Genomic DNA, 21,149 nt, shown 5'->3' with positions numbered 1-21,149 from the left:
TGTGATTTAGCCAGTTATATAATGGAAATAAAAAAACCCAGCATTCAGTAGGAATGCTGGTCTGATTGTTGATAAAGAGTTAAAATGATCTTTATTTTAGCTCTTCTTCTTTTCAGCGTGATAGAAAACCTTTGCAGTCTAGAAAAGTCGAGCACCGGCGGAGCGGAGCGAATTTGACATTCGTGAGCACCGGAGCACAGATTTGACAACGAATGCGAGGGTTTGTCTACACGCTGAAACCAGCATTCAGTAGGAATGCTGGTTAGCCGATGATCACACGCTCTTTCGGATAATGATAATTCGCTTCACTTTCCCGGCGGCCAATTAAATACAAGAAGCTTGGAATTCCAATCCGTCCTATAAACATGACGACCATAATAATACACTTACCAAATACGGACAAGTCAGACGTAATTCCGAGCGACAGTCCCGTTGTTCCGAAGGCAGAACAAACTTCAAATAAAGTTTCAAGAAGTGTATGATGGTCTGATAAAGTTAACAGAAACGTAGCACCAAACACTAAAATAAAGGCCATCATCGTCACCATGAGGGATTTATTAATGTCCGCTTGATGAAGCTCTCTTTTAAAGATTTTAATGGACTTATTTCCTCTCGCAAAATGAAACAAAGCAAGTAAATTAAGGGCAAACGTGGTTGTCCGAATTCCGCCCCCTACCGAGCTTGGAGATGCCCCGATAAACATCAGCAAACATAAAAATAACAGTGTCGGCTCTGTCAATTGCGTAATATCTAATGTCGAAAGCCCGCCACTTCTGGTAGCTGTTGATTGAAACAAAGAATAAAACAAGATTTCATGCCAGCTCTTCCCTAGAAAAGTAAACCGGGCTTCAAGTGCATAAATCCCAATTGCCCCAACGACAACAAGCAGGCCAAACGTGATTGTTGTAATTTTCGTAAACAATGAAAACGATGCATGTTTTCGGTCTTGATTGAATAAATAATCCTTTACTTCGACAAGTACCGGAAAGCCAATAGCGCCAAAAATGATGAGAAGCATCGTAATAAATTGGACGAAATAGTCATCTTTATAAGGAATTAACGAATTTCCAGTAATATCAAATCCTCCATTGGTTGTGGCACTGATACTAGAGAAAAATCCGTGTAAAAAAGCACCTTGCACATCGTAATACTTTAGAAAATACATACTTAAAATCAGACCGCCTACAAACTCAATCAGTAAGATTAAATATAAGACCTGCTTCATGAGTTTTACAATTCCTGATAAGTTGCTCTGGTTTTGGTCTGCCATAATTAATTTTCTTTCTTTAATGCCGATCCTTTTTCGCATAACCAGCCAGACGAATGTACCAAGGGTCATAATGCCGATACCCCCGATTTGCAAAACAAATGCAAGGATCCACATCCCGGTCACACTAAATGTTTGTGACGTATCGACAACAGTCAGACCCGTGACACTGACTGCACTCACAGCTGTAAACAGCGCATCAATAAATGTCCATTTGACTCCTTCTTGGTGAGCCACTGGCAGACTGAGTAGAATGAACGACACGGTCACAGCAAGAAAATAATAAAGGGCAATCAACTGAAAAGCCGACAGCCGGTCGATTAGTTTTTTCATTGGATTCATGGTTATTCCTTCTTTTATCTTTCTTTTCGAATACTATATCATTTTAATGAAAAGAAAGAAGATTTTAAAGGTATTTTGTGCTTTATTTACTTTTTCATCAAAAAGAAAAAGACATCCTTACGCAGAATGTCTTTTGATCTTTCTTATTTTGCTTCGAGTCTTCTAATTCTTTCGTTTAAATCAGGGTGTGTTGAGAAAAGAGAAGCTTTTCTTTTACCACTGATTTTCAGTGTAGCAACAGCTGTTTGATCATCATCTTTAATTCTTGATGTATACGCCTCTAGTGAACGGAGCGCATGAATCATTTTATCTTTTCCTGCAAGGTCCGCACCGCCGCGGTCTGCATGGAATTCGCGATGTCTAGAGTAAGCAAATACGACAAGGCTTCCTAAGATAGAGAAAATAATTTGGAAGACGATCACAGCGATAAAGTGAACAATCGGCACAAGCTCTTCACGTGGAACGAAACGGCTTGCGATCCATGCCGCAATTCTTGAAAGGAAGACAACAAACGTGTTGACGATTCCTTGAAGTAACGTCATTGTAACCATGTCACCGTTCGCTACGTGAGCGACTTCGTGAGCGATAACCCCTTCAACTGCTGCATCATCCATTTCATGAAGCAATCCAGTTGATACGGCAACAAGCGATCTTCTTTTAGAAGGACCTGTCGCAAATGCATTTACTTCAGATGATTGGTAAATACCGACCTCAGGCATTTTAGAAAGGCCTGCTGCTCTTGATAGTCTGTGAACGCGGTCAACAAGCTGCTGCTCATCATATGTTAAAGAATCCTTTTCTGGATTTAACACACGCACACCCATCATCATTTTTGCCATCCAGCGAGACATCGCTAGTGACATAAACGAGCCTACAAAACCAACAACTGCACTGAATACAAGAAGATAAAGGATATTAAGTCTTCCGTCTGCTCCTATATAAGAACCAACACCAGTTGCTGCACTAATAACCGATAGGACAATACCAATCGTAGTGATAACAAGAATGTTCGTTAATATAAACAGAAATATTCTTTTACCCATACATAACCTCCGCTGTCATATTAAGTTCATTTGAACTTATTAATAAAATTATAAAAATAAACGTCTCAAATTGCAAGGAAAAAGGAATCGTTTTCTATGTTTATCATACTGGCTCAAACCTCGTCATTTCAATGATTACGCTACTTGCATCCGCTAAAAAGTGAACAAATTGTGACGCAGCGGTCCTATTTTAGTTTATTTTGCATTTTCATTAAAAAGAGATTATGATGTTGAATTAGATCAATAATCACGTTTTTGACGTACAAATGAGGTGGAACATGGTGACTTTTAAATTAACGAGAATTGACATGACGAGACTTCTGTATTCTCTAAAAGGCGAGGGAGATCTGACTCCGCTTCAGCTTTTGAATTTATCTGTAAAAAGCGATAAGGAACATGAATATGATGAATTAAAAATCCCTTCGTTTTTTGAAAAACTCGAACGGCGGAAGCAAAAATCAGAGCACGGGCTTTCAACGAACGAAATCGTTGAGCTTGGCAACTTGTGTGAGCTGACTTCTCTTAAATCGACAGCCATTCAAAACTGGATCAAGCGCGATATTAAAGATATGATCGGCCATCCAGAGCTTGGCAAGAAGTACTCCATTGATCAGGTCGTTATTTTATTAATTGTCCGGGATTTAAAATCAGTATTTGATTTTGATTCTATTCGTATGATCTTATCTGCCTTATTTAATACGATCACAGATCGAACGGATGATATTATCAGCCCCATCCGTTTTTATGAAGCATATGCGCACGTCCTTGATTTTATTTATCACCATACACATTTTCCATTAAAGGAAACGAATTTACGAGAAATGACAGAAGAGCAGACGGACAAGCTCCACGAAGAGTTTACAGAATTGACGAAGCCGCAATGGCATTTGATTAAAGGCATTATCAGTTCTACCGTTTTCTCCGTTTTCACTTCTCACTTGCAAAGCACAGCGCAAGAAATGATGTTTAATACGCTTCAGCTGAAAAAGGCTTAAAACAGAGCCCGAGGTGACCTTCATCACCTCGGCTTTTTTGTGCAGCAATTGCCAGCATAATTGCAGGCTGTTTTTTTCAAAATAAGAAGGCGCAACAAACATGAGGTGAAAGGAGGAATCTGTGATGGCAAATCGAAATCAACTTCTTGTTCCTGGAGTAGAACAAGCATTAGATCAATTTAAATACGAGATCGCTCAAGAATTTGGCGTGACTCTCGGTTCAGATACAGTCGCACGTTCAAACGGTTCTGTTGGCGGCGAGATGACAAAAAGACTCGTACAGCAGGCGCAATCTCAAATGGGCCATTCAACTAAATAAAGACATGGTGAAATACGCCGGATCTATTCTGGCGTTTTTTTACTGTTCATATGTAGGCTCATCCCGGTTTTCACGGTATGAAGGCGGTGTATTTTTCCCTTTTTGTTTGACGTCATTTCTGTTACGTTCGACGTACGGACGATTCTGACCACTGTCGTTTTTTTTTACATGCTTTTCAGCATCACCACGTGATGTGCCATTTGGATGTCTTTTTTCATCAGGATCAGTCGAGTGATTTTTTTTTTGCTCTTTGTCTTTTTCAAAAGGGCGGTCCTTTTCTTCTTTTCCCTTTTTCTCTTTATTTTCATGATTAGGGCTTGTTTGGTGAGGCTTTTGAACAGCTCCTTGCTCTTCCCTCTCAACTTCCTTCTGCTCTTTGTCTTCGCCTTCTGGAGCCTCTTTATCCGGCTGCATCTCATCGCTACCGTCTATCTTTATATCTTCTTTTTTGTCTTCGTCTTTTTGATCTTCATCAGCATTTTTCGGCTCTTCTTCTTTGACAGCCTCGTCATCTGCTGGATCTTCATCTTCTTTTTTAACGTCCTCTTGTTCGTTGTCTTGCATTTCTTGATTTCTAATATAAGTTCCTGTTGAAATGCCTGCTTTTTGTGCCTTTTCTCTTGTTTCCAGGTCACCTTCTACAGTTTCCAGCTTATAATTGCGCTTTTGATATTCCCCCGAGATGGTGCTGATTTTACTTTTTACGTTTGTTTTGTATGTATGATCCTGCTTGTTTTCATAAACAGTTGAAATATAAATGCTTTTAGAGTGGTTCACGTATCCTTTTTTATCACAATCATCGATGATTTCCTGCACGACTTTGGTCATGTCGTTTTTTTCTAAATCTTTCATACTGGCCAGTACTTGCTTCGCATCTTTATTCAGCGGAGTGACACCGATCACTTGATAATTGTGATCGAGTTTCAGCTCAAAACTTGGGTTAATGTCAATCGTCATATATGCATATGCTTTTTGACTTGAGAAAGATGGCATCATAGTGAAGATCACGACAATAATTGCTGCAATTGATAGAATTCCTGCATTTAACGGACGTAAACGAAGCAGGTCAAAAAAACCGGCTCTTTTTCTTTCGAGACGTGATTCATTCGGAAACGTCACTTCTTGACCGATTTCATAGTCTTGCTGTTCATACTTTGTCCGCAGAAATTGTCCATCAGGGGTCAGCAGTGTGACATATTTTTTGTTTTTCTCTACTATAATGCCTCTTCTCATGAATTAAGCACCCCTTTAAGGTAATCTTTCAAATACACATAATCACCTGTCATAATGATCGCCATCGCAATAATATATTTTCTATTTCTCTCAATCGTTTTGCGGCTGACTTCCACTAGCTTTTCCAGCTGTTTGACTGGCAATTGTTTTTTCTGAAATAAAATGGTTCTCAGTTCATCGTGCTTAACGAGTGTATGGGCCACTTTAATGGCATTTTGTCTCGCATCCGCATGCTTTGGTGAATGCTCAAGCAGTTCTTGAAACGTAAGACCATATACTTTCAATCGTTCTTTAAAATGTTCAATCTCTTCTCTTCTATGTTCTTGTTCAATTAAACGCCTATATTCATTTGCAGAAAGCTCTGCTTCAATCATGCTTTGCGAGTACTCGCCATTCTCACTTTCTTGAAGGTCCATTTGAACCGTTGGCGCGTTTCTTGCTTCTTTTCGAATATAGTCGATTACTTTTCTTTTAATAATTAACTCCGCAAATGCAAGGAGTGAGTTGCCTTTTTCGGCAGAGTATTTTTCTATCGCTTCATTAAAGGCAATTAAGCCTACGCTGAATTCATCATCTTTTTCATCTATATATCGTTTACAAACGGATGAAACCGTCTTAGCGACAAATGGTTTGTATTGCTCGATTAATGCATTTTGCAGCTCGGTATCACCCTGTTGGATGTTGATTGCCGACTGCTCTAATGTTTGCTTTTTCTTTCCCTTTTTAAACAAAAGGCTAAGCAATGGTTTCACCTCAGTTCTCCCTATATTACTCATTTATGATAGCTAATTTATGAGGGAAGCGCAAAGGAAGAAATGAGGAATTCATTTCCTGTTACTCAATTGTGACATGTATTTCTTTATCTACTTTACAACGTTTCGTTTAAAAGCAAAGAAATAAGGGGGTATCCCCCCCTTTTTTGTAATATACGTGTTATGAAAATGAAATGATATTTCTTTCAAAAAACCTACTCTTCCAGCCGCATCTCTTGTTTTTCCTCGTTTTGCTGGCCGCCTTTTCTTGATGGACTTGATAAAAACCAACCAAATGCTGCAATTGCGAGAAGAACCGTCCAGAAAATGATTTTCCATAATGTTGAATGAATGAAATGAGAGGACACGACCCCAATGGCTGGATGAGAAAGTGTATAGAGCGTCAGCTTCACGCCAACCCATCCGACAATGACAAATGCTGCTGTTTCTAGGCTTGGTCTCGTTTTAAGCAGTTTCACAAATACAGTCGCCGCAAACCTCATGATCACTAGACCAATGATACCGCCCAATAGAATGACAATAAATTGACCGCCATCAAGCCCGCCAATTTGTGGAAGGTTTGTTGCTGGCAGAGTCACAGCTAATGCAACAGCTGCTAAAATAGAATCTACTGCAAATGCAATGTCAGCAAGCTCAACTTTTACGACGGTTGCCCAAAAGCCGCTTTGTTTCATGTTTGTGTCTGCTTCCTTTTTCTTAAATACGTGCGATTTTAAAATATGGTGAATCGAAATATATAGAAGATAAATTGCGCCAATGGCTTGAACTTGCCACACATCTACTAAAAACGAAATAAGAAAAAGAGAACCAAATCGCATGACAAATGCTCCCGCAAGTCCGTAAAACAATGCCTTTTTTCTTTGTTTTTCAGGAAGGTGTTTGACCATCACAGCCATAACCAGCGCATTATCAGCTGCTAAAATCCCTTCTAACCCAATCAATACGAGAAGAACCCACCCGTACTCTAAAATAATTGCTGCATCCATCATCATTCCTCCTTATTTTTTATCTATTGTCCCACAACAGACAAAGGCTTATGAATGCAAAAAAGACCTTTGCCTGTAATGGCAAAGGTCTTGCTAGACATGTGATATGTAAATCATGCCAACAAAGCCGATGGAATGAGGTTCCATGTAATGACGACTTTGTTTCCGGTAAAAACCGGACGCTACTCCCCTTTGGTGGGATTAAGAATATTTAGATTACTTATATCATAATCAACAGACCCCGTATTGTCAACAGGTGACTTTTTATCCCCACCCATTGATTAAGCAGTTGGTGTTTCTGTTTTTCTTTTTCTTCGTTTCAGCCACACGTAGAGAACAAACAATAAGAGCATACCAATTCCAATCGGCAATACATATGGTTCTAAAATGGTTCCAACCTCTTGCCAGTTCTCCCCAAGGACAAATCCTAGATACACATATACAAATGTAATTGGCGTAATCGCCAAAAACGTATACAGGCAAAAAACCCACACATTCATCTTCGCAATCCCGCACGGAATGGAAATAAGGGTTCTGACCCCTGGAATAAACCGGCCGCTAAACGCAACAAATCCGCCATGCTTTTCAAAAAAGGCATCCGATTTATCAAGTGACTCAGGTTTCACAAAGAAATACTTCCCATATTTATTTAAAAAGGGTCTCCCTCCATAACGCCCTAACCAGTACAAGGTCAAGGGGCCTGCCACACCGCCAATAGAACCGGCAGCCACAACACCGATGAAGGCCATGTCCCCTTTTGAAACCCAGTAACCTGCAAGAGGCAACACCACTTCAGCAGGAACAAATTCAATGCATAATGCAAGAAAGATGCCGAAGTACGACAAATTCTTAAAGGCATCAGCTAATGAAATAATAAAATCTTCGATGTTTATCAATCCCTTTCACACATAATCAGTTTGACAGGCTATGCTTGCAAATCGTACCGTGCCACCTATTAAACGAATAAAAAAACAAAAATGATTCACTTTTCTTCGTTTTTTTACATTAAATTTGATTTTACTATAAAAAATGTTCAAAAAAAATGCTAAATGCCCTTTTTAAGTAAAGGAAAAGTGAACACAGGCGCCACTTGATCCGATATATTAAGTATATGTCTGTTTTTAGATACAGGAGGTTTTCTTACATGACACATTTAACAGGAAGCTACAACGGATGGCTTGTCTTTCTGTCAGTCGCTGTCGCCGCTGTCGCCTCCTACTCAGCTCTTCAATTAGCCAGCCGGGTGATCCAGTCGAGCGGCGCAAAGAAAAGAGTATGGTTGATCATTGGTGCGATGATCATGGGGATGGGAATATGGTCAATGCATTTTATTGGCATGATGGCGTTTCACCTACGCTCTGGTATCACATATGAAACACCCTTACTCATTTTATCGATTTTGGCCTCTTTTATCGGTTCTTTCATTGCATTTTCAATATGTATTCAGCAGCAACTTTCTACAAGACGACTTTTGATTAGTTCGATCACGATGGGCTCAGCTATTTGCAGCATGCACTACCTCGGATTGGAATCAATGGCGAATGTCACCATCAGCTATGACCCTGTTCTCTTTTTTCTTTCGTTTTTTATTGGTGCGCTCGCTTCATTCTTTTCATTACACCTTTTTTTCCGGCTCCATCGCTCTGAGAAAAGGCGGGGAGATCAGCTGTTAAAAATAGCGGGTGCACTGATGATGGGCGGTGCTGTTGCGGGCATGCATTACACTGGCATGGCGTCTTCGACGATGTTTTTTCATTCAGATGGTCATGCCGCTGCGGGTGGTTCTCTTGAAATGTCACCATTTAGCCTGTCCATTTTCATCGGTCTGATGACGCTTATCGTCCAATCACTTATGATTTTCGGCGCCTATATTGATCACCGGATTATGTCACAATCCGATCAGCTAAAAGAAAATGAACAGCGGTTCCAATCACTGATCAAGCATAATATAGATGGGATTATCGTGTTATCTGTTGATCGAAAAGTGATATCTGCGAATGACCCAGGCAAACACATTTTGAAAATGTGCAATTCCTGGATTGGTGATGATGTGAGTCAATATGTCATGCCGACTGAGATGTGGGAAGACTTTATTGATCAATCTAAAAAAGCAATTACGCGTGAAGCAGAACTGAAAGCAGCAGATCGTTTTTATTATTATCATGTTACATACATACCCGTACACGTCAACCATACACTTGACAGCATTTATCTCGTTTTAAAGGATTTAACCCAGCAGAAGATTGCTGAAAAAGAAATTCATGTGATGGCACATTATGATGCATTAACTGAACTTCCGAACCGTCGTCACGGAATTAATCATTTAAATGATGTTTTATCCGCTCAAGAAGAGACAAAAACGTCAACGGCAGTTCTTTTTCTTGATTTAAATCGGTTTAAAATTATTAATGATGCCCTTGGTCATAACATAGGCGATCTGCTGTTGAAAGCCGCCGCAAACAGATTAACCAAATGTTTGCCTGACAATGGCTTTATTGCAAGAATTGGCGGGGATGAATTTTTAATGATCTTTCCTCACCTGGAGCATGGTACACATAAAATTGAACAGCTTTCGAAAAACATCATTCGCCAATTTGAACGACCTTTTTTCATTCAAAACCATCAGCTCATTACATCCATTAGTATTGGAATCGCCATCTCTCCGCAAAACGGAAAGAATGGCATGGAATTGATGAGAAAAGCAGATATGGCCATGTATTTATCAAAGAAACATAAACAAAGCCGCTATGAATTCTTTACTGAATCTATGGAGAGATTGAGTGAGGACAGACTCAATCGCGAACTAGAGCTACGAGATGCCATTCAAAGAAAGCAGTTTGTGCTTCATTATCAGCCGCAAATCAGCGCCAAAACAAGACAGATGACAGGTGTTGAAGCCCTTTTAAGAATGAAAGCACCAGACGGTTCTCTAAAATCACCAGAGGCTTTCATTGAACTTGCTGAAGAATCGGGCCTGATTATCGATATTGGAAGGTGGGTCATTGACACGGCATGTAAGCAGGCAAAATTGTGGTATGACAAGCAATTGAAAATCCCTGTAGCAGTCAATTTATCTGCTAAGCAGTTTAACTCTGAAGACTTAATTGATTTGATCAAACTAACGCTAAAAAAATACGACCTTCAACCATCACTTCTTGAGCTTGAAGTGACAGAAAGCATGACAATGGACAACATCAAGCAGTCAAAACAAGTACTGACGTCTTTAAAACAACTTGGCGTCCGCATTAGTATTGATGATTTTGGTACAGGCCACAGCTCTTTAAGCTATTTGAAGGATTTGCCGATTCACCGTCTGAAAATTGATAAATCATTTATCGAGGATATTTTGAGTGATTCAAAGTCTGAGCAAATCACAGGGGCTATTATTGCAATGGGGCACCAGCTATCTCTAGAAGTCATTGCTGAAGGTGTTGAAACTTTTGCACAAGCACAACTTTTATCTGCGCAGGGCTGTGACGATCTACAAGGCTTTTATTATGCCAAGCCACTTCCAGCTAGTGATATTGAAAAATTTATCGCCTATCCTGCTCATCAGCTGGATACATAAAAAAGGTGCCAACCATGGCACCTTTTCGTTTTATCTAAATAACAAATGCTGACTGTGAATACCTGCTTTTTTCAGCAGACTAATTAATTGCTCCTGTTCTTCACGCGAAAGACCAGAAAACGCCCGCGCAATTCGAAGAGAATGGATTGGATAAATTTTATCCAGATAACTGCGCCCTTTATCCGTTAAATGGGCATAAACTGACCGCTTATCCTTTGGGTCCTGTTCTCTTTCAATGAAACCATTTCGTTCTAACTTGTCAATTACGTACGTCACATTCCCGCTGACAAGCAGGAGTCTTGAGCCGATTTGCTGAAGTTTTTGAGCACCTCTCGTATACAGTAATTCGAGAACGGCAAATTCAGTTGGATTAAATCCATGCTCCTTGCTGTCTCTAATACTGTGTTCGGAAACGCTTTTAAATGCCCTTGCAAAAACTTTGTAAAGCGTCATTGAACGTTCTACTTCTTCTTCATTAAACGATAGTCTCATCACATATCTACCTCTTATAATATTTTTTTAACTTCAAGGCTTTCTTGCGGTGCAGTTGGAGCCTTTCGTAAAAAATAGAAGTACGTTTTTGAAAACCCTTTCAACCACATAAGTGACTCCATTCGTGTTATGTATAAGATTTCGATATAAACTTTTAAAATCCTTCTTATTTTTCACAATCATCTCGAAAAAAAGCTTTTCCAGCAAACCATCATGTTACGACAAATTTTAACATAATCTGTAAAGGCTCTATATTTCCTTACATTTGATTCGTCAAATTTCTACAAAATTCAATATTGCTATAATATTAAACACACAAAAAAAGAACCCTTCATGTGACAACGCACATGATAAGGGATGTTAAAGATAGCGATCTGTTTTGTTGAAAAAGAAATGATACTCTTTTTTTAAGTCACTAATTGTCATGTTCTTGGTCATATCAGGGCTATACACCCCAAGTGAGCAAAGCTGCTTCGTATAATAATGTCTTTCTTTCGCTAAAGCTTCTTTTAATATACGCCGCACGACATCTCCCCTCCTATCAATGGATATGGATCGGGTGCTTATGAGGACTTTTTATACAAATCATTTTGTACGGCTCTAAGAAGAGCATGTGCATTCTGACCCGCAGCCTGCATGAACTGCTCCAGCAGTTCATCCCTCTTCACATCTAATGCGATGATTTCTTTTGCCATACGGATGATCTGTGTTTTCTCCATCAAGTGCGCCTCCTCCTCATTTTTTCTTTTTATTATCATATGTTCACGTGATATGATTTGCACGTTATATGTTAATTTTCCTTCCATTGTTTTTCACTTTTTTCATTTTTGTGTTATATTATCTAACAAACGTTAGGTTTTTTTACTGACTTTTCGATATAATATGAAGAAAAGACTTGCAGGGGTGAGGATATGACGCAGGAAGATGTATCTTATAAAGATAAAAAAGTCATTTCAATCGGGATTGTCAGTGAATTAACAGGGCTTTCCGTCAGGCAAATCCGATATTATGAGGAACGGAAACTCATCTACCCCCAGCGCTCAACAAGAGGCACACGAAAATATTCTTTTTCTGATGTAGAACGTTTAATGGATATCGCCAATAAACGGGAAGATGGTGTGCAGACAGCGGAAATTTTAAAAGACATGAAGAAAAAAGAACAGGCATTAAAAAGCGGACAATATAAGAAAAAGATGCTGGAAGGTCAAATTAACGCGCACTTCCGGTACAAGAATCGATGAACTAAATAACAATCGCTTACTCAGCAAAATAGACTTAGTATCTGATCGTCCTGAATATGAAACGATGAAAGCACAAACCGATTCTTGCTGAAGAGTTTATTTCAGGTAGTGAAAGCAAATGCGTTACAGCTCATCTGAATCATTGAAGCAACAAAACGAGGCAGCAATTGCAGCCTCGTTATTAGCTAAAACAACCATTCAACTATTTATCACCTAAGATACTTGATCTTTAACGATTTAGTTTTTCAAATTTGTTCAGGAATCGAAACAGTTCGTTCATTGAGCACATTCCCCGTGTTTAGCGTCGTTTTGGGTTCAATTAAGAGCAAGTGAACTTCTTCTTCAGCAATTGGCTGATGTTCAACTCCTTTTGGAATCACAAGAAATTCTCCTTCATTAAGCGTTATTTCCCTATCCCTAAAACGGATGACTAGGTTGCCTTTCCACACAAAGAACATTTCATCCTCATCATCATGGTGATGCCAAATGAATTCACCCTTAATTTTCACCATTTTCATGTATGAGTCATTCAACTCTCCACCTATTCTAGGATTCCAATAATCATTTATTTGCGAAAATTTTTCTTCGATATTTACCTTTGAAATCAATCGATTCCCCTCCTTATTAAATGGAAACGTTTAATTGCCACAGCTAAGAAAATCTCATTTTCTCCTCTCAATCAGATAAAAGGGACGCAATGAGCATCAACCTCTTCTATCATTTAGTTTACATACTTCATTGGATCACGTAAAATCAAAAAACAGCATATAGATCATCACAATTTGTGATGCAAAAAAGGAGAGTTAGTTTGGATATTAAATCTTTGGAAGTATTTAAAGCCGTTGCCATTGAACAAAGCATCACAAAAGCTGCTCAAAAATTAAATTATGTGCAGTCCAATGTCACCGCAAGAATCCAACGTCTTGAACAAGAGTTAGGTGTACCTCTTCTCTATCGATATCATAAGAAAATATCTTTAACGCCTGCAGGACGTGAACTGCTGCCCTATGTAAATAAATTGCTATATGATTACGAAGAAGCGATAGAAGCAGTAAAGCTTTCCTCTACTCCGCGGGGATCTTTACACATTGGATCTATAGAGTCCACCGCATCTACAAGATTGCCCAGCATTTTCACAGAATATCACAAAACATTTCCACAAGTAGAATTGAGCTTGTATATGGCACCTACAGTCGACCAAGTTAGCGCTATCCTCAACTACAAAGTAGACGGGGCCTTGGTAGATGGGCCAATTCTTCATCCAGAAATCATCGAGTATCCTGTATTGGAAGAATCCCTCGTTCTCATTACAAGCTACTCCACGGAGCAATTCCAGGTAGAATCTATTTTACATGAGCCGTTGCTCTCGTCATTCGCCCATTGTATTTATTTAGGACGATGGCAAAAGTGGCTAGAGAACAACGGCTATCCTCCTATGAAGGTCATGGAATATGGTACGTTAGAGGGCGTCCTTAAATGTGTTGAAAGCGGGCTGGGAGTGACTATATTACCAAAATCTATGGTTGAATCTCGGGGGGAAGGCAAATTCACCTGTCATCCGTTACCAGAACCACATCGAATCGTACCCACTGTGTTGATCAGGCGACGTGATTCGTACATGACCAGTGCTCTGTCACAATTTATGGAGTTAATAGGCATTACGAATATGTGATCTGAGACAGATCATTGTTTTCATTAATAAGAACATGTGTGATAAAAAAGAGGATAGATAGAGCGACATTCTTTCAGCTCTTCTATCCTTTTACATTATCTCAACTTATGCCAAGCATATGAACGATTCTTTTTATTTAGATGAAGCGTCAGTTCCTTCAACAACCCCTACAAAGTCAATTCGTACGCCGCCTTTTTCAGGATCTTCTTTCACCCGAAAGGCAAGCGCCTTTTTTTCTCCAGTGTTTGCATCTTTATAATTTGCATGAAAGACGTGGATGCTGGCTTCTTCCATTTGAAAATCTTCATAAGAAAGCGTCTCAATTCCCCATTCCTTTTTCGATTTAAGAATGTCATTTGGGCTTGGGACTGCGCCTTCGACATAGACATTGTCCATTTTTCGTTTATTTCCTTCAGTTATCGCTTCAAGCATATGCTCTGATGCCACCAGTCTTCTGTCTTTCCCCTCGTCTTCTCTTGAACATGCACTTAGCAAAACAATGCACATGAAAATGAATAAAAACTTCTTCATTTTTCTCTCCCACCTTCTCCTTAAAATGTAAAGGATGGAAGCGCTATATGCAATCTTTATTCAAAAAAGACTGTAAAACGTTACATTTTACAGTCTTTTGACTACATCAGTGTATGAAGAAATGCTGTTGCAATTCCAAAATAGATGAGTAAGGATAAAATATCATTCAATGTTGTGATCAGTGGTCCAGATGCAATGGCTGGGTCCACGTTTAATCTGTGTAAAATAATCGGCACGACCGTACCTGCCATTGTCCCAATAATCAGTGTTGCAAGAAGCGAGGAACCAACAACAAAACCTAAAATCATATTGCCCTGCCATACCATGGCAACGACCGTAATAATGATTGAACAAACAATCCCAATATAAATACTTGTTCTCAGCTCTCTGAAAATCAAGCGCATAATGGTTTTTTTCGTTAATTCTTCTTTTGACAATCCTCTAATGACAACCGCTAGAGACTGTGTCCCTGTATTCCCTGTCATACCTGCAATCATCGGCATGAAGAATGCTAAAGCAACGACTTGCTGCAGGGTATCTTCAAAATAATTTAAGATACTGCCTGAAATCAGCCCAATGAATAAGAGCAAAATAAGCCACGGAAGACGGCGGTATGCCGCCACAAATGCCGGTGTGTCGAACGTGATATCTTTACCAGAGGCAGCAAACTTTTCATAGTCTTCTCCTGCCTCTTGAATCACAACATCAATGATATCATCGACTGTCACAATTCCGACTAGGACATTGTTCTCTTCTACAACAGGGATGGCAAGGAAATCATATCGTTCAATGAGCTTTGCGATTTCTTCCTGGTCTTGAAAGGCACCAACGGCAATGACTCTTGTAAACATAAGATCCTGCACTTTTTCATCTGGCTCACCTAAAATAAGATCCCTGTATGAGAGTACCCCTACAAGCTGTTTTTGATCATTTATGACATATAAGTAGTTGATCGATTCGGCAATTTCAGCAAAGCTTTTCAGCTTCACCACGGCATCTTGAACCGTATAATGCTGCGGAATCCAAACGTACCGGTTGGTCATGATCCGGCCTGCTGTCTCAGCAGGATAATTCATGAGAAGCTGGACGGCTTTGGATTCCTCTGCCTCCATGTTAGATAAAAGCTGATCCTTCAGCTCATCCTCCATCTCATCAAACAAGTTGGCAAGGTCATCGTTATCCATTTTGTTTGTGACGAAGGTGGCTTTGTCTTTCCCTACTTTTTCAAGAACAATCTCTTGATATTCCCGCTCCAGTTCACCCATCATTTCCGTCACGTCATCGACTGTTAAAAAGCTGAGAAAGCGGCCGCGGTGTTTTTCTGGAAGCTCCTTGAATAAGTAGGCCATATCATAAGGCTGAAGTTCTTCCATAATGTTTTTAAATTCTTTACGTTTTCCATCTCTTAGTAAAATAATGATGCGTAAAATGAGTTCATCGTACGTAATGTTCTGTATCATCGCTGTTACCTCCCCAAAATCAGGAGATACCCGAATCCCTTAGATTGTGCGGGGGTCAGGATCTCCGCTATCTGATGCGTCAATCTGATCTTTTGACATACTCTCTATGTGTCTCGAATCGGGATGATCCATCCCCACACCTCCTTTTCTCATAAAAAAGCACCTTCAATCGAATGAAGGCGCTTTGTAAGCATGACAAATAAACACTTGCTCCTTCAATCGTAGAGCTTTAGCACTGTATGGCATAGGATTCATCCAGCTGCATTAAAAATCACCTTATGTCGATGATTCCTGTTGACCCATTGGCGTCTTTGGACATTTTTGGGCAGCAGCGTATCTCCATACAGGAGCCTCACCTAACGAAGTCTCATATTGTTGACACACTGAGATTACAGAAAAAGCGCAATGATGTCAATAAGCAAGATGCCAAGTTTTCTGATGTATTCGCTTACTTTTCAAAAAAAGAGCGATAGACAAGTTGACCATCACCCTTTCATGTCTTCTATTCCTCTTCTGGCTGATTCATATCCTCTTGGGAGAGGAGATGAAAAGAATCATGCAAAAACAAAGCATATCCTTCTCCATCAGGATGGGGAACATATTCCGCACGATCCATCGTCTGTTCTTCTTCTTTTTTCTTCATCATATTCTCTCGCCTCCTTTCCAGTAGTTTGTCCCAATGAAAAAACCTTACACATAAAAGTGTAAGGTTCAGCGTGTGCGTGCTGGTGCTCACGATTGTCAAATTCGCCCCGCGCCAGTACTCGTCCTTCCTAGGACTGCAAAGGTTTTCTATCACGCTCAAAGGTTCTTTTATAGCTTAATCGTCCCATTCTTGCTTGAGGATTTTGCCTGTTTTAGCGGAAATCTCAAAATCAACTTCTTCGCCGCTTGGTGTCGTAATTTCAATTTCATACAAGTACACACCATTTTCTTTATCTAATTCTGAATCTGTGACTGTTCCTTTTACTTTTGCAAGGGCAATTTGTTCAGCCTGTTTTTTGGTGATTTTTACATTTTGTTTCTTTTCTTTGACTGGATCATTGAGCGCTTTGCCTGTTTTGGCATCGACATATACTTTATATTCAAAGCCGCCTTTTTTAATCTCGACCTCATATACCCATTTTCCTTTTTTACGCTCAAGATCTACATCATCTACATAGCCTTTCACAACTTTTAATGCTGCTTTTTCAGCCTGTTTCTTTGAGACAAATGAAGATTTCTTTTGCACCACTTGTTCGGCATTTGCCGTTTGATTGGTATTTTGCGCTTGAAGGGTGAAACCACCTGCGACAAGGGCTCCTGTGAATGCTGTAGCTACTAGTACTTTTTTTATCATGTTTAACTCCTCCTCTGTTTGATTTCTCCTTTATCTTAAAAAAACAAGATGATAAAGGAAGGAAAGGAAGATGAGAAAATCATGAGAAAATGATTAGTTTTCGTACGTAATACCTTCAATATCTCCTGTATAGGCATTCACTAACACCTCTGCCTCTCTTCCATCCGGCAAATCGAGCTCTACCTCAAACACGAGCATTCCGCTAAAAGTTTCAAGATCTGCATCATCCACTGTGCCGCCCACTTCTTTTACGGCAATCTGAATGGCTTCTTCTACCGTTATTTTTGTCAGCTTCTTTTCTTTAGAGGTTGGCTTTTTCTTTTCTGCTTCAATCACCTTGAACGTGTCTTTCTCAACATCCACTTGATACAGTTCTTTTTTTGATTGAATCGTAAAGATAAAGCGATCCGATTTTTCTTTCTTTTGAATCACAGTACCCTTCACTTTTTTCACTGCCGCTTCTTCTGCTTGAAGTTCGGCATTTTTCTCATTTGGTTTTTGATAGCTCTTTAACTGTTTCATCTCTTTCATTTGACCGCTTGAGGAAGATGCAATGATTTGATAGATGCCATTTGAATTTTCAAGCGTCAATGTATAGTCCTGTTTATGATTGATCAAATCAATATTTGTGATGTTTCCATTGTAGTCTTTTGCTATGATTTTTTTAATGTCTGCTTCGCTTAATATTTTTTGGTCAATGGTTTGAATCATGAGCATTGCAAAGGCCGCAAGAATGAAAAGACATCCTGCGAGCGTAAGCAGCATTTTCATTTTTTTAGACATGCAGCGCCTCCTTCCTATTTCCTATTTTATAAGGAAGAAATGAGAAATTGATGAGAAAAGACCTACTTATTTCTGAAAAAGAATGGTCATCACGGTTCCTTCACCGATACGGCTGTCTACCTTTAGCTCAGCCCCATGCTCTTCAGCAATTTGCTTCGCAATTGACAGGCCAAGTCCAGTACCGCCCGTCTCACTGTTTCTCGCTTCATCCACACGGAAAAAGCGGTCAAAGATTTTCGGCAGATCCTCTTCTTTTATGCCAATTCCTTTGTCAACAACCGAAATAAACGGTTTCTCTCCTGCTCGTCCGCAGTTCACATCAACTGGCTCTGCACTATATTTAACCGCATTATCAATCAAGATGGTCAAAAGCTGTTTGATCTTCTCTTCGTTCCCTTCAGCAATAACAGGCTGATCTGTTTGTACATGAGTAAGGATGGTTCGATTTGTTGCCACTTCAAGTGTATGGCCAACTTGGCTGCACAAATGACCAAGATCAACCGGCTTCATGTCCAAGTAAAGCGGCTGCCCATTTTTCGCCAGTGTGAGTAGTTGATCTGTCAGCCTTTTCATTTTTTTTGCCTCATCATGAATGGCTTGAGAGGATTCTTCTACGACCTCTGGCCGGCTTTGCCCCCAGCGTTTTAGTAAATTGCTGTAGCTCATGATGACGGTAATGGGTGTTTTCAATTCATGAGAAGCATCGTGCAAAAATTGCTGCTCTTTCTCATAATGTTTCTCAAGAATTTCGGCCATTTCATTAAAGGTTTGACCCATTTGATACAGTTCATCCTTTGAATCGCCTGTTAATTCAATTCGTTTAAATGCCTTTTCTCTCATACTTGCTTTCATCGTATTGGTCATTCTACTAATTGGGCGGACAATTTGTTTCGTTAAAATGTGGCCTGCAAAATAAGAAAGCACAATAAACAAAACGCCAGCAGCGATTAAAATCATTTTTAATAACGCCAAGTTCTCTTCTGTATTTTCAATTTCTTCATAAACTTGCAGCGACACAATGTCCCCATTTGTCCAAATGACAGGGATAGCCGCGAACGCAATCATATGCTTATTGTATTCTTGAATTTCTGCTGTCTGACCAGATTCGTATGTAAAAGGAAGTGAGCTAAACGTAGATTCCTTCGTGACGGTCAGCTTTGATTCACCTTTCTCTGTGACGACACGGATCATACCATTTTGAGGCAGATACGCTTTCAGAAGCTCTGAAGATGGAAGGCCCTCTTCTTCTGACTTCTTTAGTGCAATCGCAATATTTTCAGCTACTTCCGACAGTCTGGACATATCTTTTTGCGTCAAGGTCATCGAAAAAATAAAATAAATCGCTGTATGAAACAGCAGCACCATTAAAAACAAGGACAACGATGTATAAAGCTGGATCTTATTTTTTAATCTCATGCTTTATCCTTTCATCACATAACCCACACCTCTCACTGTGTGAATCAATTGTTTTTCAAACGGGTAATCGATTTTTTTCCTTAAATAGCGAATATAGACATCAACCACGTTCGTGTCACCAAAATAATCAAAACCCCAAACAGCTGTTAAAAGCTGATCTCTTGTGAGCACTTGCTGTTGATGTTTCAATAAATGAACAAGCAGGTCATATTCTCTCGGTGTCAGCTCAAGCGTCTGACCGCCTCTTTGAATTTCTCTTGTTTTCTCATTCACCGTTAAATCTGCAATACTTAGCTCAATTTCCTTTTCATCTTGCGCATTGTGATTGAACCTCAGCTGTGCACGAATTCGCGCTAATAATTCTTCTATGTCAAAGGGTTTTGTAATATAATCGTTTGCCCCAAGATCAAGACCGCTGACCTTATCGGGAACACTTCCTCTTGCGGTAATCAAAATGATCGGTGTTGCCGTATTTGTCTTTCGAACCCTTCTAAGCACTTCAAGTCCGCTTAATTCTGGAAGCATGACATCTAGAAGCACTAAATCAAAACTCTCCTCCTCGAGCGCCTGGAGCCCTTTCATCCCTGTATCTTGGACTGTGACCTCATATCCTTCATATTCAAGTTCTAATGACAGCACTCTTGCAATTTTCTTTTCATCTTCGACCACGAGTATCTTCCCTTTGTTCATCTCTATCTCTCCTATCTAAAAGGCAAGCTTGTCTTTCCATTATTATATGTTGCCTTTCTCCATTGGAACAGTCACAATCTTCATATCTTATTTTTCATGAATGAGGAATTGTTATGTAATATGGTTGATTTTTATTTTCAGCTGATCCTTTCACATTACACAAATCAACAAAAAAAGCCTCTTTTCTGAGGCTGGTCCTTTACTTCTTTTTAGGTTGACTGACAAAAAGCTCATCTACAGTCGTATTCAAAACAGAGGCGATGTCAAAGGCTAATTGTAAAGTAGGGTCGTACTTATCGTTTTCAATGGCATTGATGGTTTGTCTCGAGACCTTACACCGTTTAGCAAGTTCTTCTTGGGATAATTTAATGGATTTCCTTAGTTCTCTTATATGATTTTGCAATTTAATCACCATATTTTTTTCTGTATATGAGTAATGTAACTAAATATATGACCGAAATTACAGTTAGGAACATGATGGGAGAAATCCCAAACCCCTTATCAGAATTGTTCCCCTGGGTCGTTAAAAATATAGACTTTGCGACTTCTAATAAAAGCGTACCAATGACCACCATAAATGCATACGATTGAGCTTTTGAGTAGATAAATCTCTTTCTTTCATCACCCTTTTGAATCATAGGCGCGATAAAGATGAACAGTCCGACCACTAATAAGATGACTGAATACACAACTTTTACAACATCCAACGGTTAGTCCCCTCCTAATCAAAATGTCAAATACTTTTTACATTTTAATCATATCATCCGCTTAAAAAATGTCAAATACTTTTTACATTCTATATTCTTTCGATCATTATAATAAAAAAACAATTATCTGCACATGGCATGTACCTTTTTCTTTTCTGTCATCCTCTATCTCTTTATATGATTGTTTTTTCGATCTGCCTTTTTTAGTTCTTTTCACCCATTTTCATCTGTACAGGTGCAAGCTCACTATGCAACAATTCATTCTTTTTCATATGATACTAAGAGTTTTCCT

At 39.4% G+C, this 21,149-nt stretch carries 24 protein-coding genes and 2 riboswitches; of the genes, 5 read left to right on the top strand and 19 right to left on the bottom strand.

Going from position 1 to position 21,149, the window contains the following annotated elements:
- Positions 1-262 precede the first annotated feature (262 nt).
- Together NST01_RS06545 and htpX are read right to left on the bottom strand one after the other, a co-directional pair.
- On the bottom strand, positions 263-1,609 hold the full coding sequence (locus tag NST01_RS06545) for a TrkH family potassium uptake protein (protein WP_007498761.1): 1,347 nt from the start codon (positions 1,607-1,609) through the stop codon (positions 263-265).
- Positions 1,610-1,752: 143 nt separating this feature from the next.
- Positions 1,753-2,652, bottom strand: coding sequence for a protease HtpX (gene htpX, locus NST01_RS06540; protein ID WP_007498762.1), 900 nt, complete (start codon positions 2,650-2,652; stop codon positions 1,753-1,755).
- 278 nt (positions 2,653-2,930) lie between these two features.
- On the opposite strand from htpX, the gene NST01_RS06535 reads away from it, so the two are divergent.
- Both NST01_RS06535 and NST01_RS06530 read left to right on the top strand, forming a co-directional pair.
- Positions 2,931-3,647 (top strand): DUF1836 domain-containing protein, encoded by a 717-nt coding sequence (locus NST01_RS06535; protein WP_236810407.1) that lies wholly within the window; start codon positions 2,931-2,933, stop codon positions 3,645-3,647.
- A 124-nt stretch (positions 3,648-3,771) separates the two neighbouring features.
- Entirely contained in the window at positions 3,772-3,966 is a 195-nt protein-coding gene (locus tag NST01_RS06530; protein WP_017367112.1) for an alpha/beta-type small acid-soluble spore protein, read from the top strand.
- A 39-nt stretch (positions 3,967-4,005) separates the two neighbouring features.
- Here NST01_RS06530 and NST01_RS06525 read toward each other — a convergent pair whose 3' ends face one another.
- From NST01_RS06525 to NST01_RS06510, 4 genes are all read right to left on the bottom strand, one after another.
- Entirely contained in the window at positions 4,006-5,199 is a 1,194-nt protein-coding gene (locus tag NST01_RS06525; RefSeq protein WP_236810406.1) for an anti-sigma factor domain-containing protein, read from the bottom strand.
- Complete coding sequence (gene sigI / locus NST01_RS06520; RefSeq protein WP_008346139.1) at positions 5,196-5,951, bottom strand: RNA polymerase sigma factor SigI; 756 nt, start codon at positions 5,949-5,951, stop codon at positions 5,196-5,198. Before sigI ends, NST01_RS06525 begins: the two co-directional genes overlap by 4 nt.
- A 215-nt stretch (positions 5,952-6,166) precedes the next feature.
- A complete protein-coding gene (locus NST01_RS06515; protein ID WP_017367110.1) occupies positions 6,167-6,958 on the bottom strand; it encodes a TerC family protein in 792 nt (263 codons plus the stop codon).
- A 32-nt stretch (positions 6,959-6,990) separates the two neighbouring features.
- Positions 6,991-7,161, bottom strand: a riboswitch (yybP-ykoY riboswitch).
- Between the two features lie 78 nt (positions 7,162-7,239).
- Complete coding sequence (locus NST01_RS06510; RefSeq protein WP_007498772.1) at positions 7,240-7,854, bottom strand: DedA family protein; 615 nt, start codon at positions 7,852-7,854, stop codon at positions 7,240-7,242.
- Positions 7,855-8,102: 248 nt separating this feature from the next.
- Between NST01_RS06510 and NST01_RS06505 the strand changes: the two genes are divergently transcribed.
- Positions 8,103-10,526 carry a bifunctional diguanylate cyclase/phosphodiesterase gene (locus NST01_RS06505; RefSeq protein WP_282900343.1) on the top strand — a complete coding sequence of 808 codons (2,424 nt, stop codon included), beginning with the start codon at positions 8,103-8,105 and terminating at the stop codon, positions 10,524-10,526.
- Between the two features lie 30 nt (positions 10,527-10,556).
- On the opposite strand, the gene NST01_RS06500 is transcribed toward NST01_RS06505, so the two are convergent.
- The 3 genes from NST01_RS06500 to NST01_RS06490 all read right to left on the bottom strand — a co-directional run bounded on the left by NST01_RS06500 (position 10,557) and on the right by NST01_RS06490 (position 11,737).
- Entirely contained in the window at positions 10,557-11,021 is a 465-nt protein-coding gene (locus NST01_RS06500) for a MarR family winged helix-turn-helix transcriptional regulator (protein WP_088004396.1), read from the bottom strand.
- Positions 11,022-11,378: 357 nt separating this feature from the next.
- Positions 11,379-11,543: a hypothetical protein gene (locus tag NST01_RS06495; RefSeq protein ID WP_008346148.1), complete on the bottom strand. Its 165-nt coding sequence runs from the start codon at positions 11,541-11,543 to the stop codon at positions 11,379-11,381.
- 38 nt (positions 11,544-11,581) lie between these two features.
- Complete coding sequence (locus tag NST01_RS06490) at positions 11,582-11,737, bottom strand: hypothetical protein (protein WP_008346151.1); 156 nt, start codon at positions 11,735-11,737, stop codon at positions 11,582-11,584.
- Positions 11,738-11,929: 192 nt separating this feature from the next.
- On the opposite strand from NST01_RS06490, the gene NST01_RS06485 reads away from it, so the two are divergent.
- On the top strand, positions 11,930-12,259 hold the full coding sequence (locus NST01_RS06485; protein ID WP_007498778.1) for a MerR family transcriptional regulator: 330 nt from the start codon (positions 11,930-11,932) through the stop codon (positions 12,257-12,259).
- A gap of 245 nt (positions 12,260-12,504) precedes the next feature.
- On the opposite strand, the gene NST01_RS06480 is transcribed toward NST01_RS06485, so the two are convergent.
- The gene (locus NST01_RS06480) at positions 12,505-12,867 is read right to left on the bottom strand and encodes a cupin domain-containing protein (RefSeq protein ID WP_007498780.1); all 363 of its coding nucleotides are present in this window, start codon (positions 12,865-12,867) and stop codon (positions 12,505-12,507) included.
- Positions 12,868-13,067: 200 nt separating this feature from the next.
- Between NST01_RS06480 and NST01_RS06475 the strand changes: the two genes are divergently transcribed.
- A complete protein-coding gene (locus tag NST01_RS06475) occupies positions 13,068-13,931 on the top strand; it encodes a LysR family transcriptional regulator (protein WP_046343363.1) in 864 nt (287 codons plus the stop codon).
- A 132-nt stretch (positions 13,932-14,063) separates the two neighbouring features.
- On the opposite strand, the gene NST01_RS06470 is transcribed toward NST01_RS06475, so the two are convergent.
- From NST01_RS06470 to NST01_RS06430, 9 genes are all read right to left on the bottom strand, one after another.
- The gene (locus NST01_RS06470) at positions 14,064-14,462 is read right to left on the bottom strand and encodes a hypothetical protein (RefSeq protein WP_017367106.1); all 399 of its coding nucleotides are present in this window, start codon (positions 14,460-14,462) and stop codon (positions 14,064-14,066) included.
- A 101-nt stretch (positions 14,463-14,563) separates the two neighbouring features.
- Positions 14,564-15,922 (bottom strand): magnesium transporter, encoded by a 1,359-nt coding sequence (gene mgtE / locus NST01_RS06465; protein WP_007498785.1) that lies wholly within the window; start codon positions 15,920-15,922, stop codon positions 14,564-14,566.
- A gap of 207 nt (positions 15,923-16,129) precedes the next feature.
- A riboswitch (M-box (ykoK) riboswitch) is annotated at positions 16,130-16,293 on the bottom strand.
- A 131-nt stretch (positions 16,294-16,424) separates the two neighbouring features.
- Complete coding sequence (locus tag NST01_RS06460) at positions 16,425-16,568, bottom strand: hypothetical protein (protein WP_008346168.1); 144 nt, start codon at positions 16,566-16,568, stop codon at positions 16,425-16,427.
- A 174-nt stretch (positions 16,569-16,742) separates the two neighbouring features.
- A complete protein-coding gene (locus NST01_RS06455; RefSeq protein WP_008346169.1) occupies positions 16,743-17,261 on the bottom strand; it encodes a PepSY domain-containing protein in 519 nt (172 codons plus the stop codon).
- Between the two features lie 93 nt (positions 17,262-17,354).
- On the bottom strand, positions 17,355-18,044 hold the full coding sequence (locus tag NST01_RS06450; protein ID WP_065460251.1) for a PepSY domain-containing protein: 690 nt from the start codon (positions 18,042-18,044) through the stop codon (positions 17,355-17,357).
- Positions 18,045-18,110: 66 nt separating this feature from the next.
- Positions 18,111-19,460 carry a sensor histidine kinase gene (locus NST01_RS06445; RefSeq protein WP_041092345.1) on the bottom strand — a complete coding sequence of 450 codons (1,350 nt, stop codon included), beginning with the start codon at positions 19,458-19,460 and terminating at the stop codon, positions 18,111-18,113.
- Between the two features lie 3 nt (positions 19,461-19,463).
- Complete coding sequence (locus tag NST01_RS06440) at positions 19,464-20,150, bottom strand: response regulator transcription factor (protein WP_041092343.1); 687 nt, start codon at positions 20,148-20,150, stop codon at positions 19,464-19,466.
- A gap of 199 nt (positions 20,151-20,349) precedes the next feature.
- A complete protein-coding gene (locus NST01_RS06435; protein ID WP_008346178.1) occupies positions 20,350-20,553 on the bottom strand; it encodes a helix-turn-helix transcriptional regulator in 204 nt (67 codons plus the stop codon).
- A gap of 1 nt (position 20,554) precedes the next feature.
- Positions 20,555-20,857: a hypothetical protein gene (locus tag NST01_RS06430; RefSeq protein WP_098680932.1), complete on the bottom strand. Its 303-nt coding sequence runs from the start codon at positions 20,855-20,857 to the stop codon at positions 20,555-20,557.
- Positions 20,858-21,149: the final 292 nt, after the last annotated feature.

The sequence above is a fragment of the Bacillus sp. FSL R7-0166 genome, from assembly GCF_038008935.1.
GTDB lineage: Bacteria > Bacillota > Bacilli > Bacillales > Bacillaceae > Bacillus > Bacillus altitudinis.
This window is presented reverse-complemented; position numbering and strand designations above follow the sequence as displayed.

What these genes read in the sequence shown, in the direction of transcription:
- NST01_RS06545 (WP_007498761.1), bottom strand. Translation starts at nt 1,609, where the DNA reads ATGAATCCAATGAAAAAACTAATCGACCGGCTGTCGGCTTTTCAGTTG.
- htpX (WP_007498762.1), bottom strand. Translation starts at nt 2,652, where the DNA reads ATGGGTAAAAGAATATTTCTGTTTATATTAACGAACATTCTTGTTATC.
- NST01_RS06535 (WP_236810407.1), top strand. Translation starts at nt 2,931, where the DNA reads ATGGTGACTTTTAAATTAACGAGAATTGACATGACGAGACTTCTGTAT.
- NST01_RS06530 (WP_017367112.1), top strand. Translation starts at nt 3,772, where the DNA reads ATGGCAAATCGAAATCAACTTCTTGTTCCTGGAGTAGAACAAGCATTA.
- NST01_RS06525 (WP_236810406.1), bottom strand. Translation starts at nt 5,199, where the DNA reads ATGAGAAGAGGCATTATAGTAGAGAAAAACAAAAAATATGTCACACTG.
- NST01_RS06515 (WP_017367110.1), bottom strand. Translation starts at nt 6,958, where the DNA reads ATGGATGCAGCAATTATTTTAGAGTACGGGTGGGTTCTTCTCGTATTG.
- NST01_RS06505 (WP_282900343.1), top strand. Translation starts at nt 8,103, where the DNA reads ATGACACATTTAACAGGAAGCTACAACGGATGGCTTGTCTTTCTGTCA.
- NST01_RS06490 (WP_008346151.1), bottom strand. Translation starts at nt 11,737, where the DNA reads ATGGAGAAAACACAGATCATCCGTATGGCAAAAGAAATCATCGCATTA.
- NST01_RS06485 (WP_007498778.1), top strand. Translation starts at nt 11,930, where the DNA reads ATGACGCAGGAAGATGTATCTTATAAAGATAAAAAAGTCATTTCAATC.
- NST01_RS06470 (WP_017367106.1), bottom strand. Translation starts at nt 14,462, where the DNA reads ATGAAGAAGTTTTTATTCATTTTCATGTGCATTGTTTTGCTAAGTGCA.
- mgtE (WP_007498785.1), bottom strand. Translation starts at nt 15,922, where the DNA reads ATGATACAGAACATTACGTACGATGAACTCATTTTACGCATCATTATT.
- NST01_RS06460 (WP_008346168.1), bottom strand. Translation starts at nt 16,568, where the DNA reads ATGATGAAGAAAAAAGAAGAAGAACAGACGATGGATCGTGCGGAATAT.
- NST01_RS06455 (WP_008346169.1), bottom strand. Translation starts at nt 17,261, where the DNA reads ATGATAAAAAAAGTACTAGTAGCTACAGCATTCACAGGAGCCCTTGTC.
- NST01_RS06450 (WP_065460251.1), bottom strand. Translation starts at nt 18,044, where the DNA reads ATGTCTAAAAAAATGAAAATGCTGCTTACGCTCGCAGGATGTCTTTTC.
- NST01_RS06445 (WP_041092345.1), bottom strand. Translation starts at nt 19,460, where the DNA reads ATGAGATTAAAAAATAAGATCCAGCTTTATACATCGTTGTCCTTGTTT.
- NST01_RS06440 (WP_041092343.1), bottom strand. Translation starts at nt 20,150, where the DNA reads ATGAACAAAGGGAAGATACTCGTGGTCGAAGATGAAAAGAAAATTGCA.